This window comes from Nonomuraea sp. CA-143628 (assembly GCF_050942315.1).
Lineage (GTDB): Bacteria > Actinomycetota > Actinomycetes > Streptosporangiales > Streptosporangiaceae > Nonomuraea.
On record NZ_CP192072.1, the window covers coordinates 11344160 to 11363108 of the forward strand.

12 protein-coding genes are annotated in these 18949 nt (G+C 69.8%); 8 read left to right on the top strand and 4 right to left on the bottom strand.

The window, feature by feature from the left end; all coding sequences use genetic code 11:
• The first annotated feature begins 4 nt into the window (after positions 1 to 4).
• The 4 genes from ACQP2T_RS51245 to ACQP2T_RS51260 are packed head-to-tail and all read left to right on the top strand — an operon-like array spanning position 5 to position 5772.
• A complete protein-coding gene (locus ACQP2T_RS51245) occupies positions 5 to 1375 on the top strand; it encodes an extracellular solute-binding protein (RefSeq protein ID WP_433512069.1) in 1371 nt (456 codons plus the stop codon).
• Positions 1372 to 2256 (top strand): carbohydrate ABC transporter permease, encoded by an 885-nt coding sequence (locus tag ACQP2T_RS51250; protein WP_433512070.1) that lies wholly within the window; start codon positions 1372 to 1374, stop codon positions 2254 to 2256. The genes ACQP2T_RS51245 and ACQP2T_RS51250 overlap by 4 nt, the downstream gene beginning before the upstream one ends.
• Entirely contained in the window at positions 2253 to 3080 is an 828-nt protein-coding gene (locus tag ACQP2T_RS51255; protein ID WP_433512071.1) for a carbohydrate ABC transporter permease, read from the top strand. Before ACQP2T_RS51250 ends, ACQP2T_RS51255 begins: the two co-directional genes overlap by 4 nt.
• Positions 3081 to 3096: 16 nt before the next feature.
• Positions 3097 to 5772 (top strand): sugar-binding protein, encoded by a 2676-nt coding sequence (locus ACQP2T_RS51260; RefSeq protein ID WP_433512072.1) that lies wholly within the window; start codon positions 3097 to 3099, stop codon positions 5770 to 5772.
• 65 nt (positions 5773 to 5837) lie between these two features.
• Here ACQP2T_RS51260 and ACQP2T_RS51265 read toward each other — a convergent pair whose 3' ends face one another.
• Positions 5838 to 6653 (bottom strand): hypothetical protein, encoded by an 816-nt coding sequence (locus ACQP2T_RS51265; RefSeq protein ID WP_433512073.1) that lies wholly within the window; start codon positions 6651 to 6653, stop codon positions 5838 to 5840.
• A 368-nt stretch (positions 6654 to 7021) separates the two neighbouring features.
• Between ACQP2T_RS51265 and ACQP2T_RS51270 the strand changes: the two genes are divergently transcribed.
• Together ACQP2T_RS51270 and ACQP2T_RS51275 are read left to right on the top strand one after the other, a co-directional pair.
• Positions 7022 to 8611, top strand: a complete 1590-nt coding sequence (locus ACQP2T_RS51270; RefSeq protein ID WP_433512074.1) for a hypothetical protein — start codon at positions 7022 to 7024, stop codon at positions 8609 to 8611.
• Positions 8612 to 8624: 13 nt separating this feature from the next.
• A complete protein-coding gene (locus ACQP2T_RS51275; protein ID WP_433512075.1) occupies positions 8625 to 8966 on the top strand; it encodes a hypothetical protein in 342 nt (113 codons plus the stop codon).
• A 314-nt stretch (positions 8967 to 9280) separates the two neighbouring features.
• On the opposite strand, the gene ACQP2T_RS51280 is transcribed toward ACQP2T_RS51275, so the two are convergent.
• Entirely contained in the window at positions 9281 to 11458 is a 2178-nt protein-coding gene (locus tag ACQP2T_RS51280) for a cellulase family glycosylhydrolase (protein ID WP_433512076.1), read from the bottom strand.
• A gap of 266 nt (positions 11459 to 11724) precedes the next feature.
• On the bottom strand, positions 11725 to 12234 hold the full coding sequence (locus ACQP2T_RS51285) for a hypothetical protein (RefSeq protein ID WP_433512077.1): 510 nt from the start codon (positions 12232 to 12234) through the stop codon (positions 11725 to 11727).
• A gap of 306 nt (positions 12235 to 12540) precedes the next feature.
• Between ACQP2T_RS51285 and ACQP2T_RS51290 the strand changes: the two genes are divergently transcribed.
• Entirely contained in the window at positions 12541 to 15453 is a 2913-nt protein-coding gene (locus tag ACQP2T_RS51290) for an AfsR/SARP family transcriptional regulator (protein ID WP_433512078.1), read from the top strand.
• On the opposite strand, the gene ACQP2T_RS51295 is transcribed toward ACQP2T_RS51290, so the two are convergent.
• Positions 15427 to 17721 carry a tetratricopeptide repeat protein gene (locus tag ACQP2T_RS51295; RefSeq protein WP_433512079.1) on the bottom strand — a complete coding sequence of 765 codons (2295 nt, stop codon included), beginning with the start codon at positions 17719 to 17721 and terminating at the stop codon, positions 15427 to 15429. The genes ACQP2T_RS51290 and ACQP2T_RS51295 overlap by 27 nt on opposite strands.
• A gap of 296 nt (positions 17722 to 18017) precedes the next feature.
• Here ACQP2T_RS51295 and ACQP2T_RS51300 point away from each other — a divergent pair, with 296 nt between their 5' ends.
• A complete protein-coding gene (locus tag ACQP2T_RS51300; RefSeq protein ID WP_433512080.1) occupies positions 18018 to 18815 on the top strand; it encodes a calcium-binding protein in 798 nt (265 codons plus the stop codon).
• Positions 18816 to 18949 lie beyond the last annotated feature (134 nt).

An 18949-nucleotide genomic window follows, 5' to 3' on the forward strand; every position in this document is an offset into this window, starting at 1 on the left:
CACCATGATCCCCCCATCGCCTCGCACGCGTGCCGTACTCGCCGCCACCGCCGTGGCCCTCGCCGCGAGCGCCTGCGCGCCCGGCTCCTCGGCGCCACCACCGGCGGCCTCGTCGGCCACGCCCAGCGCGGTGCGCACCGACGCCGCGGCGCTCGGCAACGTGACGCTCACCATCTGGGACCAGGAGGTACGCGGGGGTCAGGCGGCCCAGATGAAGCAGCTCAATGCCGCGTTCGAGGCGAAATACCCCAACATCAAGCTCAAGCGGGTCTCCCGCTCCTTCGACGACCTCAACACCACCCTGCGTCTGGCGCTGAGCGGCAACGAACCGCCGGACGTGGTGGAGGCCAACAACGGCCGGTCCTCGATGGGCGCGTTCGTGAAGGCCGGCCAGCTCCGCCCGCTGAACGGCTACGCCGAGGCGTACGGCTGGAAGAAGCGCTATCCGGACTCCGTCCTGCGCTATTCGAGCTACAGCGCCGACGGCAAGGTGTTCGGCGAGGGCAACCTGTACGGCCTGCCGCAGGTCGGCGAGGTCGTCGGCATCTACTACAACGCCGCCAAGCTGACCAGCCTGGGTCTGCAGCCGCCGAAGACCTGGGAGGAGTTCCAGGCCGCGCTGGCCAAGGCCAAGGGCGCCGGCGAGGTGCCCATGCAGCTGGGCAACCTCGACAAGTGGCCGGCCATCCACGTGTTCGGCACCGTGCAGGGCCGTAACGTCCCGGCCGCCCAGATCGGCACCCTGGCCTTCGGCCGCAAGGGCGCCTCCTGGAACACCCCCGAGAACACCAAGGCCGCCCAGGAGCTCGTCGACTGGGTCGACAAGGGCTACTTCAACAAGGGCTTCAACGGCCAGGGCTACGACCCGGCGTGGCAGGCGTTCAGCAAGGGGACGGGTGTCTTCCTGATCGGCGGCACCTGGCTGATGGCCGACATGGAGAAGGTCCTGGGCAAGAACCTCGGTTTCATCCTGCCGCCCGGCGCCACGCCCGACGCGCCACCCGTCGCGACCGGCGGCACGGGCCTGCCGTTCGCCATCACCGCCAAGAGCCCCAACCCCGACGCGGCCGCCGCGTACATCGACTTCATCACCAACGCCGACGCCATGAAGGTGCTCACCAGCACGGGCAACCTGCCGGTCGCCGACACGGACCAGCAGAGCGTGCCGGCGGGCGCGCAGCAGGACGTCTTCAAGGCGTTCGGCACCGCGACCAAGAGCGACGGCCTGGTGCCCTACCTCGACTACGCGACGCCGACCTTCGCCGACACGCTGGGCGCGGCGCTGCAGGACCTGCTGGCCAAGAAGGCGACGCCGCAGGAGTTCCTGGCCACGCTGGAGAAGGACTACAAGACCTTCGCGGAGAGCAACGGGTGAGCGTGGCCCGACCTCCCGGAGAGCCCAGACGCGTCGCCTACTTCTACATACTTCCGGCATTCGTCATCTACGCGGCTTTCCTCCTGTATCCGATCGGCCGGGCGGTGCAGCTGTCGCTGTACAACTGGGACGGGCTGTCCGTCGGCACGTGGGCGGGTCTGTCCAACTACGCGGCGATCGTCGCGGACGAAGGGCTGCGCGGCGCCTTCGTCCACGCCCTGGTCCTCGTCGCCTTCTACGCGCTGGCGCCGCTGGCGATCGGGCTGATGCTGGCCGCGATACTCAACCACGCCAAGGTGCGCGGGCTCGGGTTCTTCCGGACGGTGGTGTTCCTGCCGCAGGTGGTCGCCATGGTCGTGGTGGCCGTCGCCTGGCGGCGCGTGTACGCCCCTGACGGCACGCTCAACGGCCTGCTCGGCGCGCTCGGGCTCGACTCGCTCACCAGAGGCTGGCTCGGCGACTACACCTTCGCGCTGCCGGCGGTCGGCGTGGTCGGCACCTGGTTCGAGACCGGCCTGGTGACCGTGCTGCTGCTGGCCGGGATGAGCCGCATCCCGGCGGAGCTGTACGAGGCGGCGCGGCTCGACGGGGCCGGGGCGGTCAAGGAGTTCTTCGCGGTCACGCTGCCCTCGGTGCGCGGGGAGATCGCGGTCGCTCTGACGCTGACCGTGATCGCCGCGCTGCGGACCTTCGACCTGGTCTACATCACCACGCGCGGCGGTCCCGGCACCTCGACGTCGGTGCCGTCGTACGAGGTCTACCACCGCGCCTTCGGGCTCAGCCAGATCGGCTCGGCGGCGGCGATCGGGGTCACCCTGACGGTCGTCATCTTCGCGATCTCGTTCATGATCAACCGCTTCGCGGACAGGGGGGCCTCGTGATCTCGCGCGGGGAGCGGCTGGCCAACTACGTCATCCTGTCGGCGTTCGCCGCGTTCGCGCTCTTCCCCATCCTGTCGATCCTGTTCGCCGCGCTCGGCCCCGACGACAGCGCCGACGCCACCGGGCAGGGGCTCAGCGTGGCGGGGCTGCACGTGGGCAACTTCTCGGCGGCGTGGGAGATCGGGCGGTTCGGCACCTACTTGCGTACCAGCCTGGCGGTGTCGGCGTTCGTCGTGGTCGTCAGCGTCGTGCTGTCCATCATGAGCGGGTACGCTTTCGGCACCATGCGCTTCCGCGGCCAGTCGGTGCTGTTCTACCTGTTCATGCTCGGGATCATGATGCCGAGCGAGGCCATCGCGGTGCCGCTCTACTTCGACCTGCGTTCGCTCGGCCTCATCGACACCTTCTGGTCGGTGGCGCTGCCGCAGGTCGCGTTGTCGGTGGCGTTCGGCACGTTCTGGATGCGGGCGTACTTCCGCGCCAGCAGCCGGGCGATCGTCGAGGCCGCCCGCATCGACGGCGCCTCGACCTGGCGCATCCTGTGGCAGGTGCTGGTGCCCCCGGCCCGGCCCGCCGTCGTCACCCTGACCGTTCTGGTCTTCATGTGGACGTGGAACGAGTTCCTCATCCCGCTGATCATGGTGACCAGCGAATCGCTGCGGACCGCGCCGCTGGGGCTGGCCTTCTTCCAGGGCCAGTACACCTCCGGCTTCACTCTCCTCGCCGCCGGGTCGGTCATCGTCGCGACCCCGGTGGTGGTCTTCTACCTGTTCCTCCAGCGTCACTTCGTCCGCGGACTGCTCCAGGGGGCGGTCCGCGAATAACCCCCCGGAGGTTCCCTTGAAGAGGTCGCTCTACGCGCTGGTAGCGGTGGCCGCCGCGCTGGCTTTCGTACCGGCGGCGCCCGCGCTGGCCGAACATGCCCCCGCTCCTCCGATTGACCTCGACGCGCTGTTCGTCGGCGCCCATCCCGACGACGAGGCGTTCAGCCTGTCCACGCTCGGCCAGTGGAACGAGGACCACAGGGTCCGCGCCGGCGTCGTCACCGTCACCCGGGGCGAGGGCGGCGGCAACGCCGTCGGGCCGGAGGAAGGCCCGGCGCTCGGCCTGCTGCGGGAGGCCGAGGAGCGGACCGCGGTCGGCAAGGCCGGTGTGCGGGAGGTGTTCAACCTCGACGACGTCGACTTCTACTACACGGTCAGCGCCCCGCTGACCGACCAGATCTGGGGGGAGGACACCCTGGAGAAGGTCGTACGGGTCGTCCGCCAGACCCGGCCCGAGGTCATGCTGACCATGGACCCGGCCCCCTCCCCCGGCAACCACGGCAACCACCAGCAGGCCGCCCGGCTGGCCGTCGAGGCGTTCTACGCGGCGGCCGACCCGAAGGCGTTCCCCGAGCAGCTCACCCGTGAGGGTCTGCGGCCCTTCGCACCCGCGCGCCTGTTCCTCGGCGGCGGGCGCGGCACCTCCCAGGTCGGTCCGGCCTGCGCCTCGACGTTCCGTCCCACCAACCCGGCGCAGAACGTGTACGGCGTGTGGAGCGGACGCCCTTCCCAGAGCCAGGGCGGCAAGACCTGGGCCACCATCGAGCGCGAGGCCCAGCGCTCGTACGCCTCCCAGGGGTGGGCCGTCTTCCCCGACGTGCCGTCCGACCCGGCTCAGCTGGGCTGCGACTTCTTCACCCAGGTGGACTCGCGGGTGCCCTTCCCCGAGCCGGGCAGCGCGGCGGCGACCGCGCCGACGGCGATCCTCGACGGCGCGCTGACCCGCGCGGCCGGCACCGTGCCGCTCGGCACCCTGCTCGACCTGCGGCCCAGTACGTTCGACGTCCGCCCGCGAACGGCCTTCACCGTCAAGGTCACCGCGACCGCCCCGTCCGGCGAACCGCTCGGCCGATCGTCCGCCGCGCTGCGCGCCCCCGATGGCTGGCAGGTCAGCGGTTCCGGTGACCTCGGCAGGATCGCCCAGGGGCGTACGGGATCCGCGACGTTCACGGTGACGCCGCCCCAGGGCGCGAGTGAGCGGGCTCGCCTGGCGGCCACGCTGACCACCGAGCATGGACGCGGCTACACCGACCGGCAGGTCGAAGTCAGCCCGGCCGTACGAGGTGGGCAGCAGTCGCTCCCCCAGGTCGCCCAGTACGAGAAGTGGACCGCCGAACTCGGCGTGCCCCAGCTGCGCGGCCTGGTCACGCCCGTGCTCACCCTCCCGTCCGGCGGCTCCCGCCAGGTGGGCGTCGTGGTCACCAACGTGAGCGGCACCACCCAGTCCGGCACGGTACGCCTGGACCTGCCCGCGGGCTTCACCGCCGACCGCGCCGAAGCGCCCTACAGCGGGCTGGCGGCCGGGGCCTCGACGACGGTGCCGTTCACCGTCACCAACTCCGACCCCGCGCTGAAGACCTCGAACCAGGGCGGCGACTACGCGTACACCATCACCACCACCAGCGCGGACGGATCGTCGGTCAGCAAGCCCGCGCTCGAACTGGTCCCGGCGGCGGCCATCCCGCAGGCCGCGGCGGCGCCGGCCGTAGACGGCGTGGAGGGCGACGGCGAATACGCCGGCCCCGCCCTCGACATCTCCCGCCTGTGGGAGGGCACCGCGTGCTCGTCGGCGGCGGACTGCTCCGGCACGGCCAAGGTGAGCTGGCGGGACGACACGCTGTTCCTGATGGTCCACGTGAAGGACGACGTCGTCGGCACCCGCCTGCCCGCCTCCGACTGCAAGCGGCACTGGCGTACCGACTCGGTGGAGGTGACCCTCGACCCGCGCGGCACGTCGGAGAACACCTCCACGACGTTCAAGGCCGCGGTGCTGCCGGTGACGGCCGAGGGCCCGCCCTGCGCGCTGCGCGACGCCGACAACCACCAGGGACCCGCCACCGGCATGCGGGTGGCCTCGAAGGTCTCCGCCGGGGCGTACGACGTGGAGATGGCCATCCCGATGGAGACCCTGCCGGGGGCGGTCGATCCCGCGCATCTCGGGCTCAACATCCTGGTGTACGACTCCGACACCCAGGACAAGACCGGTCAGACCCGGATCGGCTGGTCGACCTGGGGTGGCGTACAGGGTGACCCGTACCGGTGGGGCGTCGCGACGCTGCCCGGCTACCAGCCGCCGGCCGACCGGCCGACCACCCCGCCCGACCCGGTGATCCCCGACACCGGACTGTCCAGCCTGGACTCGCCGCAGTCGCTGGAGCAGGCGGTCCGCGTCCACCTCCCGCTCGCCGGCGGTCCCTCGGCGAAGGAGTCGGAGAGCGGCCGGGTGGTCTCCGCCACGAGTGGACGGAACGCCGTGAAGGTGACGCTGCGCGCCAACGCCGCCGGTAAGGCGCACCTGTTCGTCCGCGACGACCAGGGGACGGCGGGCAGCCGCGTCGTCACCGTCTCCGGCAAGGGCACCACGACCGTGACCGTACCCCTGACCCGCGCCACGGTCGCTCACCCGACGGTGGTGGCGGGATGGCAGGCCACGAGCGGCGGCACGCTGGCCTCACAGGTCCGCGTGCGCTGACGGCTCCGGCGTCCGCATCGTCGAACCCCTCGTCTCGACGATGCGGACGCCGGGCTTCGGCCCTTTTAGATATCGTCGGCCTTCCAGTGGGTCAGGCCGTAGGTTTCCGCGATGGGGCGCCACGCCTCGACGAATCGGGCCTTCGCCGTCTGGGCTTCGCCAGATTTGTCGAGTCCGCGCTGGTAGTCGGAATCCTGGGCGATGGGTCCGGTGCAGCCCTTCGCCAGATGGCGCCGGGCCCAGGCGAGGAAGGCGGCGTCGGCGGAGTAAGAGGCGTGCAGCGCGGAGACGAGGGACTCCTTGAGCGCAGGGCCTTCCGGCAGGGCCGTCAGGTCGAGTGCCTGGGCCATGGTCAGCTGGTCGCGCCGGTTGACGGTGATGTTCTGGATGGCGTTCACGCCGCCCCTCTCGCATTTGCTCGCGCGAGCGATGGCCCCCGACAGGCTGGCGCGGGTGGAGTGGCTGTTGGTCAGCAGATCGTCCAGACCGGTGGCCTGCCGGGCGGCCGGGTCGGTGTCGGCCGCCGGTGCTCCGGTGTCGGTCGCCGGAGATTCGCTGTCGGTTGCCGGTGATGAGGTCGCGCCGGTGGCATCGGTGAGCACGGGCACCTCGTCCTGCCGCGCCTGGGTGCCTCCTTCACCGGAGGGCCAGGGGAGACCGGAGGCGAGCCACCAGACCAGCCCGAGGGCGAGCGCCGGCAGGATCAGGCCGAGGAAGACCAGCGACGTCCAGGGGCGCGGCCGATCCCAGGGGTCCCATTCCCCACCGTCCGCCCGCGCCGGTGGCTCCGCGAGGGCCGCTCCACACCTCGGGCACCGGTCGAGGTTCCCGGCGTCGGCCCCGCATCGCCCACAAAGGCGGCCGGAGCCCGATTCATCCACCAATGCACCTCTCCCTAATTAATCCCGAAAAACCTGGACAAATGCTTTATTTCTGACTCGTCGCGTCGACGGCCGCCCGCATTACCGAAAGAAGACTATTTGATAACGAGCCGCTCTTGAGATATTCGCCCACTATAGGCTCACCGCCACGCACGAATGAGCGGGAGGCGGCCACGATGCTCAACAGCTCCGGAACGGATTCCCCGCACACGCGGACCGCGAATGTGAAAACGTCTCGCATGGGCAATGTGACGCGTTATCTTTGCGGCGCCGCCTACCTGGATAGCGGCTTTCGCGACAAAGTTCTGACTGAGCTGCTATTCGACCAGTATCGGGCGATCCCTCCCTCTTACGGGGGTTTCGACCTGATGCCGGTGATCTATCACTGCCGGCGATCCCGGACGATGCTCGTGGTCCGCGACGCCCTGATCACCGGATTTTTCGCCATCGGCTGTTTCATCGCCCCCTTGAGCACATTCGGATGGGTGACGACCCTCATCCCGTTCGCTCTTCTCACCGTGGACGGGATCCGGCGCGGGCCGCTGTTCTTGCGGGTGCTGATCTGGCTCTGGGCCGGCTACTCGGCCTTTTCGCTGCTCTTTCTGGCGATCTTCACCGCGCTCTTCTCCACGATCTTCGCCGCGGCGACGGGCTTGCCCACCTCACGCCGCTCATCATTTCCCGATATTTACGGAATTGAGCCTGCCGCTCCGGATGTCGTGAGCGACAGCACCGGCTCCCTGGTGCAGGCGCTCATGGTTCCGGCCGTCACGCTCGGCGTCGCGCTCGTGTACCGGATCGCGATCTACCTGACCCTCGTCGGGAGCCTCAAGCCGGGCGCGCCGGAACCCATCATCAGAACCACGCACCCCAAACTGGCCCGCCGCCTCGACTACATCCGCGGCGCGCAGTGGGGAAACATCACCATGTACGCGAACGAGGACGCCTTCCTCGGCGCCGGGACGATCCAGCGGAACTGGTCCATCGCCGTCGAACTCGACCGCGTACGCGAGAACCACCGGCCGTCACGGCGGGCGGACCCCGTCGACATCGACCCGGTCGAGCTGCACGGCTTCGTCCGCAGCCGCCTCATCGACATGCGTGACCGCGTACTCCGGCCCAACGAGGGCATCCAGCGGCTCGACATCGGAGATCACGTGGTGACGCGCGGGATCTTCACCGTCGCCGACGGGCAACGCGACCGCGCGGCCGGACCGCATCCGATGCTCGACCGGAACGGCCTGCCCCGCTACCTGGCCACCCCCGAGGAGATCGCGGCGATCGCCCGCCATCCGCAGGGCGGCGTCCGCTACTACCAGCGAGTCACCATCAACAACGCCGGCCAGGAGATCCGCGACCTCAACGGCAACCTGGTCGCGCCGGCCGAGGACCAGGAGGCGCTGACATCCGCGTTCATCTACCTCGCCGTCGAAGGCCGAATGCTCTACACGCAGTTCGTGGTCACCGTGCTCCCGCCGGCCCACGACCTCTATCACGTGGTCGACAGCCTGCCCGCCATGACCAGCGGGCGGATCACCTGGGAGGCGGTCAAGGTCCTGAAGCTCCAGCTGCTGCGCGACGTGCTGGCGGCTCCGGTCCGGGTCGTGCGGACGGTCGTGCAGAGCGTACGGCAGAGCTCGATGACGCCGAACCCGCGCGACCACGTCGTCTATCCGTACGGGGCCCGCTTCAGCGTCCGCGAACTGGGCGCCAGCGAGCGCCTCCAGACCCACATCCAGGTGCTCGACGTCACGAAGTACATCAAGATGATCGAGCAGCGGCTCACCGAGGCGGTCCTCGACTTCCTGGAGGAGAAGAAGGTGGAGACCGGCGCCTACCGGCTGCAGGCGGCCAGCGTGACCTCGTACTCGATGTCGGTGGGGCCCGGCGGCACGGTGAACGGGCCGATCGCCTTCGGCGAGCACGCGTCGGCGAACTACGGCCAGGCACGTGACTAGCGGGGAGGATTCGATGGGAACGGAATACGGCGTACACATCACCGGTGGCCAGGTCAATGGGCCCATCGCGATGGGCGCGCACGCCCGCGCCACCGTCAACCATCTCGGCTCGGCTGTGCCTGGTACGGCCGAGCAGCTTCTGGATCAGTTGGAGAGGCTGCTCGGCGAGCACGAGTCGGTGGTGGACGAGCCGGGCAAGGCGCGGCGGGACGCGGCTGATGTGCGGCGGGAGTTGGGCGAGGCTGAGCCGGACCGGTCGCGCGTCCTCGACGCTCTGAAGCGGCTCTCGCTCAGGGCGGGCGAGGTGTCGGTCATCGTCGAGGTCATCGGTAAGATCCGCGAGCTGTTCTCCTAGGGTTCCCTGGCTGTCTCGTGACACGGCCGTCTCGATCTCTGTGACGGTCTGTGGTGGCTGGGGGCCTTTGAGGAGATACCCCCTTCGAGGGAGAGAAAAGGGAAGCGGCCTGACGTGGCGGGGGTCCCACAGAAGGCCCCCTCCGGAGAGAGGCGGAAGGCGGTCCTTCGTAGCTGGGGTCCCACAGAAGGCCCCCTCCGGAGAGAGGCGGAAGGCGGTCCTTCGTGGCTGGGGTCCCAAGGAGAGACCCCAGCCAGAAGACGGAGGAAGACCGTCCGTCGTGGTGTCCGTCCCATGGGCGGACACCATGTGGGTCAGAAGTCGTCCGGGGTGCGGACGCGGTCGCGGACCCACACGCCGGCTGCCTTGAGGCGAGAAGTGCCGGTGAAGGGGCCGTTGGGGCAGGTGCCTTCGGTGAAGACGGCGCCGGAGCGTTCGTCGTCCGAGTAGTTCCAGTTCGTCCAGCTGATCTTCTTCTGGGCCATCAGGTCGAGGTACTGCTGCGACCTCGTGAAGTTGTTCGACCCGTCGCCGGAGGAGGTCTGGGTGCCGAACTCCGTGACGAACATCGGGATCTTGTCAGCGGCCCGCGACAGGGTGTTGAGGTATTCGGTGCCGTGGGAGGCCGCGTAGAAGTGGAAGGTGTACATGATGTTGGTCGCGTTGACCGGGTTGTTGACGACCTCGGTCTCGCTCGCGCCGTCGGAGACACCGAGGGAGGACCAGGCGCGGGTGCCGACCAGGATCGGGGTCTCGGGGTCGTACTGCCTGATGACGGGGATGAGCTGCTGGGCGTAGTTCCTGATCGTGGACCAGGAGACACCGCTGGGCTCGTTGGCGATCTCGTAGAGCAGGTTGTTCTTGCCGTTGTGCCGCTGGGCGATCTCGGTGAAGAACGTCTTGGCGCGGGCCAGGTTGTAGTTGGGGTCGCCGGTGGTGAGCATGTGCCAGTCGACGATCGCGTACATGCCTCTGGCCGTCGCCTGCTCGATCAGGTTGTGCACCCGGTCGGTGAACAGCCGGGGGTTGGTCTCGTAGCCGTCTTCCTGGATGTACATGGAGATGCGCAGCACGTCGGCCTTCCAGTCGTCGGCCAGCGCGTTCAGTGACGCGGTGTTGAGGCACTGGTAGTACCACTGCAGGCCGTGCGAGCTCATGCCGCGGAGCTGGATCTCCTTGCCGTGCTCGTTGCAGAGCCTGACCCCGCAGACGTGCAGCTGGCCGTTGGCCGCGACGGGGGTGCCGGTGCCGCCCGCCTGGGTGGTGGCCGTGACGGCGGCGCTGCGGTCCGACTCGTTGTCCGACGGGTCGCGGGCGGTGACCGTGTAGGTGTGCGTGCTGCTGGGCGCCAGTCCGGTGATCTGGGCGGTGGCGGCCGTGACGGTGGCCACGACGGTGTCGCCCTCGCGTACGCGGTAGTCCTTGATGGTGCCGCTGTTGTCCGTGGCGGCGTCCCAGGCGAGCGTGATGGAGGCGGACGTGGTGCCCGTGGCGCGCGGGTTGCCCGGCACGGACGGCTTCTCGGTGTCAGGTGGTCCGATGACTGAGGCGCTCAGCCGGTCGAGGTTCGGGCCGCCGTTCGCGGTGGTGGAGGTGGCGCGGACGGTGTTGGCGCCCGCGTTCAGCGCCGCCAGGACCGTGACCTCCTGCCAGGTCGTCCAGGCGCCCGTGCCGGGGAAGTCCCGGTTGACGGTCGTGCCGTTGACCGCGATGGCCATCGGGCGGTTGACCGTGGTGCCGTTGGCGAAGCGCAGGGCCAGTGTGGCGTTGCCCGCGGTGGCCGCGTTCACGGTGAATTCGACGTACGAGCCGACCACGTTGTCGAGGTTGACGAAGCCCGTGCCCGTGTAGCCGGCGTGGTTCGACTCGACCACGCCCTGCGAGATCGTGGCGTTCTCCGCCTGGTAGTCGTTCGAGGGCGCGGCCACGTCGGCGTCGATGTAGTCGAGGTTGGGGCCGCCGTTGGCGGTCGTCGCCGTGGCCCTGACGGTGTTGGCGCCCGCGTTGACCGGCGCGGTGATCGTGACGTCCTGCCAGGTCGTCCATTCACCGGTGCTCGGGAAGTCCCGGTTGACCGTGGTGCCGTTGACCGCGATGGCCATCGGGCGGTTGACCGTGGTGCCGTTGGCGAAGCGCAGCGTGATCGAGGCGGTGCCCGCGCTCGGGGCGTTGATGGTGGTCTCGACGTAGCTGCCGGTCAGGTTGTCGTAGTTGACGAATCCTGTCCCGCTGAATCCGGCGTGGTTGGACTCGACCACGCCCTGCGAGATCGTGGCGCTCTCCGCCTCGTATCGAGTGGGGGCAGCCTCGTATCGGGTGAGGGTGGCGGCCTGGGCACCGGGGGCCTGAGCGGGGGCGGCCTGAGCGGGAACGGCCTGGGCGGGGGCGGCCTGAGCGGGAACGGCCTGGGCGGGGGCGGCTTGGGCGGTGGTGACGGGTAAGAGGACGGCGACGAGCGCGGCCAGCGCTACTAGCCGGATGGATCGGTGCATCGGGGGGTGCTCCTGCTCGTTTTATTAGGAAAGTTAACTAACGAGTAATGTGGAGCGTAGATCGGAGGTCTTCCGGCGAGCAAGACCCAAATCTGACCGCCCCAGTCAGACTCGGGTCTTGCTCGTCGAGGGCCGCGTGCGGTGTCCCCGTCCAGGGCCGCCGCCGGGCCCCCACGGTGCGGCCACCGAGGGCCGCACCGGGCTCAGCCGCCGAGGTCCGCGTCCTGGCCGATGGGTGCGGTGCGGTGGCCAGGACGCGGCCCCTGTCACCAGGGGGCGGTGCAGACGGCCTGGCTGCCGGGCACGCCCCTCGGTGCCCCGCAGGCGCGGAACTGCAGGTTCGGGTCGCTTGAGGTGCGCGCGGCGGGAGTGGTCACGATGTCCCCGTCCCAACGGGCCTCGAACGGACCGCAGTAGCCCCAGGTACGGCCCCCGTCGCTGGTCACGTCAAGGGTGACCCAGTCGCCCTTCTTGGCGCCGGACAGCTGGGCCCAGCCATGCTGGATGTTCTGGATCTTGCCGTACATGAGGTTGAACTGCGGGCGTCCGTTGGTGCCGCCCCAGCGGACCATACGGGCGGACTTCGGGTCGTTGCCCGTGAAGTGCCACCATCCGCTGCAGTCAATGGGATCGGCCGCGGCCACCGCCGGACGCGCCGCCGCCGCTGCCACTGCCCCAGCCCCCGCCGGACGTACCGTCACGGACACGGGCTCGGCCGACGCGCTCGGCGCGGACACAGCGGACACGACGGCGCCGGCGAGTAGAATGGCCGACACCGCAGCCATCCCAAGATGTCTTTTCTGCATGTTTCTCCCCCTGGTCTACGTGAAATTCCTGACCCCTTGTCGTCATCACGCTAAACAGCGGCCCTGTCAAAAGGCTGACGTCATCCTTTCGGCAACCTGTCGCCCCGGCGCGGGGCCGCCGCATTAAGGATGGCTACGAAGTAGAACTCCGGACAGGATGTATTTCGCTACTCGCGGAAACCGTCCTTCCTTGCTGCATGGTGGAGAGTGCGAACAGGTGATCGTGTCATTGGGGATGGCGCGCACACCGTCGGTAGATCGCGGAAAGGTCCACGGATGGAAACGGGTACGGGGATCCGGTTCAGTGTGCTGGGACCACTGGAGATAACACGGGGCGGCCGGCCGGTGCGGCTCTCGGCGGCCAAGCAGCGCATCGCGCTGGCGACGCTGCTGGTGAACGCCAACCACCACGTATCGCCCGACAAACTCATCGAGTACGTGTGGGGCGACGACGTGCCCAAGCAGGCGCGCGCGGCCCTGCACACCCAGATGACCAGGCTGCGCCGGGCACTGGACGATGGCGCCGACGGACAGCCGCTGATCGAGACCATGGGGGCGGGATACATCCTGCGGGCCGACGCCGACACTCTCGACGTCGAGCGGTTCCGCGAGCTCGCCGGGCAGGCGACACGGGCGGCCGGGGCGGGCGACCAGCCGGGAGAGTCCGGTCTGCTGCGCGAGGCGCTAGGGCTGTGGCGGGGCCCGGTGCTGGTCGACGTGGCGTCGGAGTCGCTGCACCGCGACGAGGTGCCCCGGCTGGGAGAGGAGCGGATGCGGCTGCTGGAGCGCTGGTTCGACCTCGGGCTGCGGACCGGCCGCCACGAGGAGATCATCACGGACCTCAGGGCCGCCACCGCCGAGCACCCGCTGCGCGAGCGCCTCTGGGAACAACTGGTGCTGGCCCTCCATCTCGCCGAGCGCCGGGCCGAGGCGCTTGAGGTCTACCGCCACGTCGCCGCCCTGCTGCGCGAGGAGCTCGGCATCGATCCCGGCAGTGAGCTGCGGCGTCTCCAGCAGGCCGTGCTGAACGGCATTCCCCTGACGACGCCGGAGCCGGCGCCCGCCGAGCCCGAGACCTATCCCCCGGCCCCGGTGCCGCGTCAGCTGCCGTCCGACCTCGCCCGGTTCACCGGCCGCCACACGGACCTGGCGAAGCTGTACGACTTACTTCCGGAAGAGGGAGAGCATCGGCCCATCGTCATCGCGGCGATCGGTGGTGCGGGCGGGGTCGGCAAGACCGCGCTGGCCGTGCACTGGGCCCACCAGGTGCGGGAGCGCTTCCCCGACGGGCAGCTGCACGTCGACCTGCGCGGGTTCGGCCCCGGCGAGCCGATGGCGCCCGCCACCGCCCTGGAGATGATGCTGCGCTCCCTGAACGTACCCGCCGACCAGATCCCCACGGCGGTCGAGGCCCGCTCCGCGCTGCTGCGCAGCACGCTGGCCGGGCGGCGGGTGCTGGTGCTGCTGGACAATGCTCGCAACACCGCCCAGGTACGCCCCCTGCTCCCCGGATCGGACTGCCTGGTGCTGGTGACCAGCCGCACCCGCCTGGCCGGGCTGGCCGTACACGATGACGCGCGGCACGTCTTCCTGCGCAGGCTGCCTGAGGCGGAGTCGCACACGCTCCTGGGCAAGATCCTCGGCGCCGGGCGCGTGTCCGCCGAGGCCGAGGCCGCGGCCGAGCTGGCCCGGCTGTGCGCCCACCTTCCGCTGGCGCTGGCGATCAGCGCCGAGCACGTGACCCGGCGGTCCGGCGCGCGGCTGGCGGACCTGGTCGCCCAGTTGCGCGACGAGCGGTCCCGCCTCGACCTGCTCGACGTGGACGACGATCCGCAGATGAGCCTGCGGGCGGTGTTCTCGTGGTCGTACCAGGCGCTCGATCCGCGGGCCGCGCGGGCGTTCCGGCTGCTCGGGCTGCACAGCGGGACGGAGTTCGGGGTCGGCGCCGCCGCGGCGCTGATCGGGGTCCCGCCCGCCGAGGCACGGCGGCTGGCCGAGGTCCTGACCGACCGGTGCCTGCTGGAGACGAGCGGCGTCGAGCGCTATCGCATGCACGACCTGATGCGCGTCTACGCCGGCGAACGGGTCGAGGCCGAGGAGTCCGACGCCGATCGGCTGGCCGCGGTCAAGCGCCTGCTGTCGTGGTACCTCCACACCGTCGACCAGGCCGACCAGGTGCTCAACCCCCAGCATCAGGGCCTCCCGCTCCCGCCGCTGGAGCCGTCGTGCGAGCCGTACACCTTCTCCGGCTACGACGCCGCGCTGTGCTGGCTCCAGACCGAGCACGCCAACCTCATGGCCGCCGTACGGCGGGCCTTCACCCTCGGCCAGTACGGCGTGGCATGGCAGCTGCCGTGCGCACTGTGGAGCTTCTTCAACCTGCGCAAGCACTGGGACTCCTGGATCTCCAGCAACGAGATCGGCCTGGAGGCCGCGCTGCTGCTGGGCGACGCGCACGCCGAAGCCACGATCCGCACCAGCCTCGCGCTGGCTCACTGGGACCGCCGGCAGTTCAAGGACGCGCTCCCGCACGCCGAGATCGCGCTGGCGCTCCAGCGTGATCTCGGCGACCGGTGGGGCCAGGGCAACGCGCTGAACACGCTCGGCCTGGTGCACCGGGACCTGGACGCGGCAGAGGCGGCCGTCGTGTGCCACCGGGAGGCGCTGGCCATCTTCACCGACCTCGGCTACCACTGGGGGCAGGCCATCGCCTCGGCCGGGCTCGGCAGGGCACTGCTCGCTCTCGGTCAGCCGCGTACGGCACTCCAGCATCATCTGTCCGCACTCGCCGCCTTCCGCGCGATCGACAACCTTTGGGGCGAGGGCATCGCGCTGACCGACATGTGCATCACGTACGCGGCGCTGGGCGACCACGAGGAGACGATCCGCTGGTGCTTCCGCTCGCTCGACCGCAGTCGTGAGATCGGCGACTGCAACACCGAGGCCCGCACCCTGCACATCCTCGGCCAGGCCCTGGCGGCGACCGGCTGCCCGGTGCTGGCCGTCGAGACCTGGCGAAGGTCCCTGACCATCTTCGACCACCTGGCCGACAGCGAGGCGGCGCAGGTGCGCGCCAACATCGCCGAGGTGGAGGCGGAGACCGGCTTGTCCGCGGAATCCATGCTCGAACCGGAGAAAGCGTGGCTCTCGGACATCGTCGCCTCAGCCCGCGTCATCTCCTCCCGCTGAGTCCTGAGGGCTCCACCGGCGCATTACGGATCGCGCCCAGCCGGTGAGCTGATGGGCCTCGCCATAGATCCGGGCCGTGTCCTCGGCCACCCGCGCGCAGCGCCGCGATGCGGCTTCGGGGTCGCCGAGCCTGCCGAGCTGGTGCGCGAGGATGACCTCCCCCGCGAGGACATGCGCGTCACTGGCGCCGAACGCGCTCCTGCCCACCTCCAGGGCCCATTCGGCGATCTCTCTGGCCTGCTCGTGGTCTCCGGCCCCGTCCATCCGGCCGCCCACCCACCAGGCCAGGTTGGTGAACAGTGCCATGCCACCCCAGCCGTCCAGCACCCCTTCTTGGAGCGCACGCTCACCCAGCTCGCCGAGCCACGCGACAGCATCCGCGTCGAGCCGCGGGTCACCGATCTCATCAAGAGTGGCCTCGATGTTGTCCAGGGCGTCGCCGATGCCGCCGTCACCGATCATGGTCTTGTCGGCGACGAGCTCCTGCCAGAGCTCGACTGCCCGGCGGGGATTCCCGCCCCACCGGGTCCAGACCGCGATCTCGAACCGCCCACCGTTCACGATGTCGCTGTCCGCCCCGTGCACCCGCGTACCGACCTCGACGAGCTGCTCCGCCAGCGCGAGCGCCTCCTCCGTGCGACCCACCGCACCGATCTGGCGGACCATCGTCAGGCGGCACATCAACGTCTGCGCATGCTCCGCGCCCAGGAGGCGTTCGCTCTCTTCCACTGCCGACCGCGCGAGGTCGAGCGCCCGGGCGGGATCTCCGCTCTGGTAATAGCGCGCCCCGATCCACCAGGCCACCCGGTTTCGGAGGGCGATCACCTCCTCCGGTGGGGCTCCGCGCTCGGCCGCCCTGGCCAGGGCCCGTTCCAGCCAGCTCACCACGTCCTCGTCGCGGCCGGCCGTACGCATCATGTCGGCGAAGTCCAGCGCGGCCTCGAGAAGCCCCGCGTCGAACGCCTGGTGAAGGGCGCGCTCGGCGATATCCATACGGCTCCGGAAATATGCCGACCAGCCGACCTCCATAACGTCACCCGCGGTGACGAAGGAGAGGACCGCCTCCCAGGTCTGTCCCAGCACCTCGGGCACACCTTGAGCCTCGTCCAGGGCGTCGGCCAGATAGTCGAACGCCACATACTGCTCGTCCTCGGCCGGAACCAGCAGGCTGCTGGTTGAGTGCAGCGGTTGGCTCGCCCAGTCCAACGCCTGCTCCCACGATTCCAGACGAACACCGGCCCGCAGGTAGCCCTCGTGTAATTCGCGCAGGAACGACAGCGGCACCGGACGTTGCACCCCCGCCCGCCGTACGTCGACCGCCGCGCTCACCAGCGCGGCGCCGCGCGGCCGCCCTTCCGGCCAGGAGCCCTGAGCGTCCAGCCATTCCTGGAACAGTTGCGGGCCGGCCGCCAGGTACTGGCTCACGCCGTACTGTTCGCCATGCTGGAGCGCCTGGCGGATCCGGTGATCGTCGACGTCGGCCGCCGCCCGCCGCTCGTCCTGCGACCACAGGCGCTCGATCCGGATCTCCAGCGCCTGCTTCAGCACGGCTCCCGCGAGCCGGTGCGCCTGCCGCTCGCTGTCGCTCAGACCAGAGCTCGCCCGAGGGCTGTAGCGAGCCCGCTCGTGCGATCGCATCGTGGCCAGGACCACGCAATGACGGTCCGGGGCGGCGATCAGGGGGCTGATCATCTCCGCCGTCAGGCCGTCCACGCCCAGGTACAGGTCCAGCTCGTCCAGCCAGACGACGCTCTTGCTCCGGCGCCGCGCCAGGTCCAGGGCCTGCGGCAGGTCCGGCTTGCCCACCGGGCGGATGAACGTGTGGTCCGGCAGGCACGCGCGCATCGCCTCGTAGGCGGCTCTGGTCTTGCCGGCCGTCGACTCGCCCACGACCAGGACGAACCTGCTCACGGCCAGCGCCCGCTCCAGGTCGTCGCTCCGGTCGCGGCGGGTGTACGGCGGGCATCGGTCCATCGTGCCGTCGGGCCCGATCAGTGGGGGCGCCAGGTGGACCCCGATGCTGAGCGGGTCATCGATCTCGTGCACCAGCGGCGGCTTTCGGCGTTCGCCGGTGTAGAGCTGCCGCTGTGTGGACACGTTCCGGTCGATCGCGCGCTCGGCTCGTACGGTGAGGACCGCGGCCCCGCCGCTGACCGCCCCCACCAGCACGGAGCCGACCAGCGCGGGCATGGACGAAGCCAGGAGGGAGACGACCGCGCTCGCCGTCGCCGCGATCACCAGGAGCCACCAGCCACGCAGCCGCCTCATGTGCCTGCCGCCCTCCGCCGCGCCATACGCATAGTGCAGCAGAGTATGACCCAGATGTACATGATCTTGCATGGGAATCGGCGCGATATTCGACGGCGTACGCCCCCGGGTTGCGGCGTTCCATTCCGTTCCATTCAGTTCCATTGTCGGGACGAATATCGACCGCACGGCCCCACCACCAGGCAATACGCATAATGCTCCGCGCCATAAAGAATATGTGCCTTTTTACCTGTCCCGGGATGTTATGCATGCCCTCTAATTGCGGCACATCCCCTTCAGAGAGGCGTGCACCACACATGAGAAAGATTCTGTCCATCCTGGCGTTGGTCGCGACCATGGCCGGTGTCCAAGCGGTCTTCGCCTTACCGTCCCGCGCGGACACGTTGGCGGCCCTCTTCGGCAACAACCTCCAAGTGGTCGCGGCCCAGGGCAAGGTGAACAACATCACCGTCTCCACCGACGCCTCCGGCAACGTGCTGGTCTCCGACACCGGCGACGTGGTCCGCGCCGACGGCGGCGCCTGCGCGCAGGTCACGGCCAACCAGGTACGGTGCCAGGGCGTCATCGTCATCCGGATCTTCGCCGGCGACCTGGACGACACCATCACCAACAACTCCGCGGTGACCACACAGCAGTTCGGCGAGGCCGGCCGGGACACCCTCAGGGGCGGCAGCGCCGGCGACACCCTCTCGGGCGGCCTGGGCGACGACACCGCGTTCGGCAACGGCGGTGACGACATCTACCAGGCCGACGGGATCGACGGCCGGGACAGCTTCTCCGGCGGTCCCGGGTCGGACCTGGCGGCGTACAACAATCGGGGCGCCGCCCAGACCATCACCCTGGACGGGGTGGCCAACGACGGCACGGCCGGCGAGGGCGACAACGTCGGCAGTGACGTGGAGCGGGTGTTCGGCGGCGCGGGCGCCGACCGGATCACCGGCAACGCCGCGGCCAACGAGATCCGGGGCGGCAACGGCGACGACGTCATCAACACCGTCGACGGGATCGGCGGCAACGACACCATCAGCGCTGACGGCGGCACCGACACGTGCGACTCCGACAGAGGCGACACCGAGCTCAACTGCGAGATCTGACGGACCGAAATCCCCTGCGAGACAACGAAAAGTGCCCGGGCGGCGCGGTCATGCCGCCCGGGCACTCGGAGTCAGACGATCGAGCTCTCCGCGCCAGACGATCGGGCTTTCCGCATCAGTCGGTCAGGTTGACG

Excerpts from the sequence above, each read along its gene's own strand:
- ACQP2T_RS51245 (WP_433512069.1), top strand. The coding sequence starts at position 5 with ATGATCCCCCCATCGCCTCGCACGCGTGCCGTACTCGCCGCCACCGCC.
- ACQP2T_RS51270 (WP_433512074.1), top strand. The coding sequence starts at position 7,022 with ATGCCGGTGATCTATCACTGCCGGCGATCCCGGACGATGCTCGTGGTC.
- ACQP2T_RS51275 (WP_433512075.1), top strand. The coding sequence starts at position 8,625 with ATGGGAACGGAATACGGCGTACACATCACCGGTGGCCAGGTCAATGGG.
- ACQP2T_RS51280 (WP_433512076.1), bottom strand. The coding sequence starts at position 11,458 with ATGCACCGATCCATCCGGCTAGTAGCGCTGGCCGCGCTCGTCGCCGTC.
- ACQP2T_RS51290 (WP_433512078.1), top strand. The coding sequence starts at position 12,541 with ATGGAAACGGGTACGGGGATCCGGTTCAGTGTGCTGGGACCACTGGAG.
- ACQP2T_RS51295 (WP_433512079.1), bottom strand. The coding sequence starts at position 17,721 with ATGAGGCGGCTGCGTGGCTGGTGGCTCCTGGTGATCGCGGCGACGGCG.
- ACQP2T_RS51300 (WP_433512080.1), top strand. The coding sequence starts at position 18,018 with ATGAGAAAGATTCTGTCCATCCTGGCGTTGGTCGCGACCATGGCCGGT.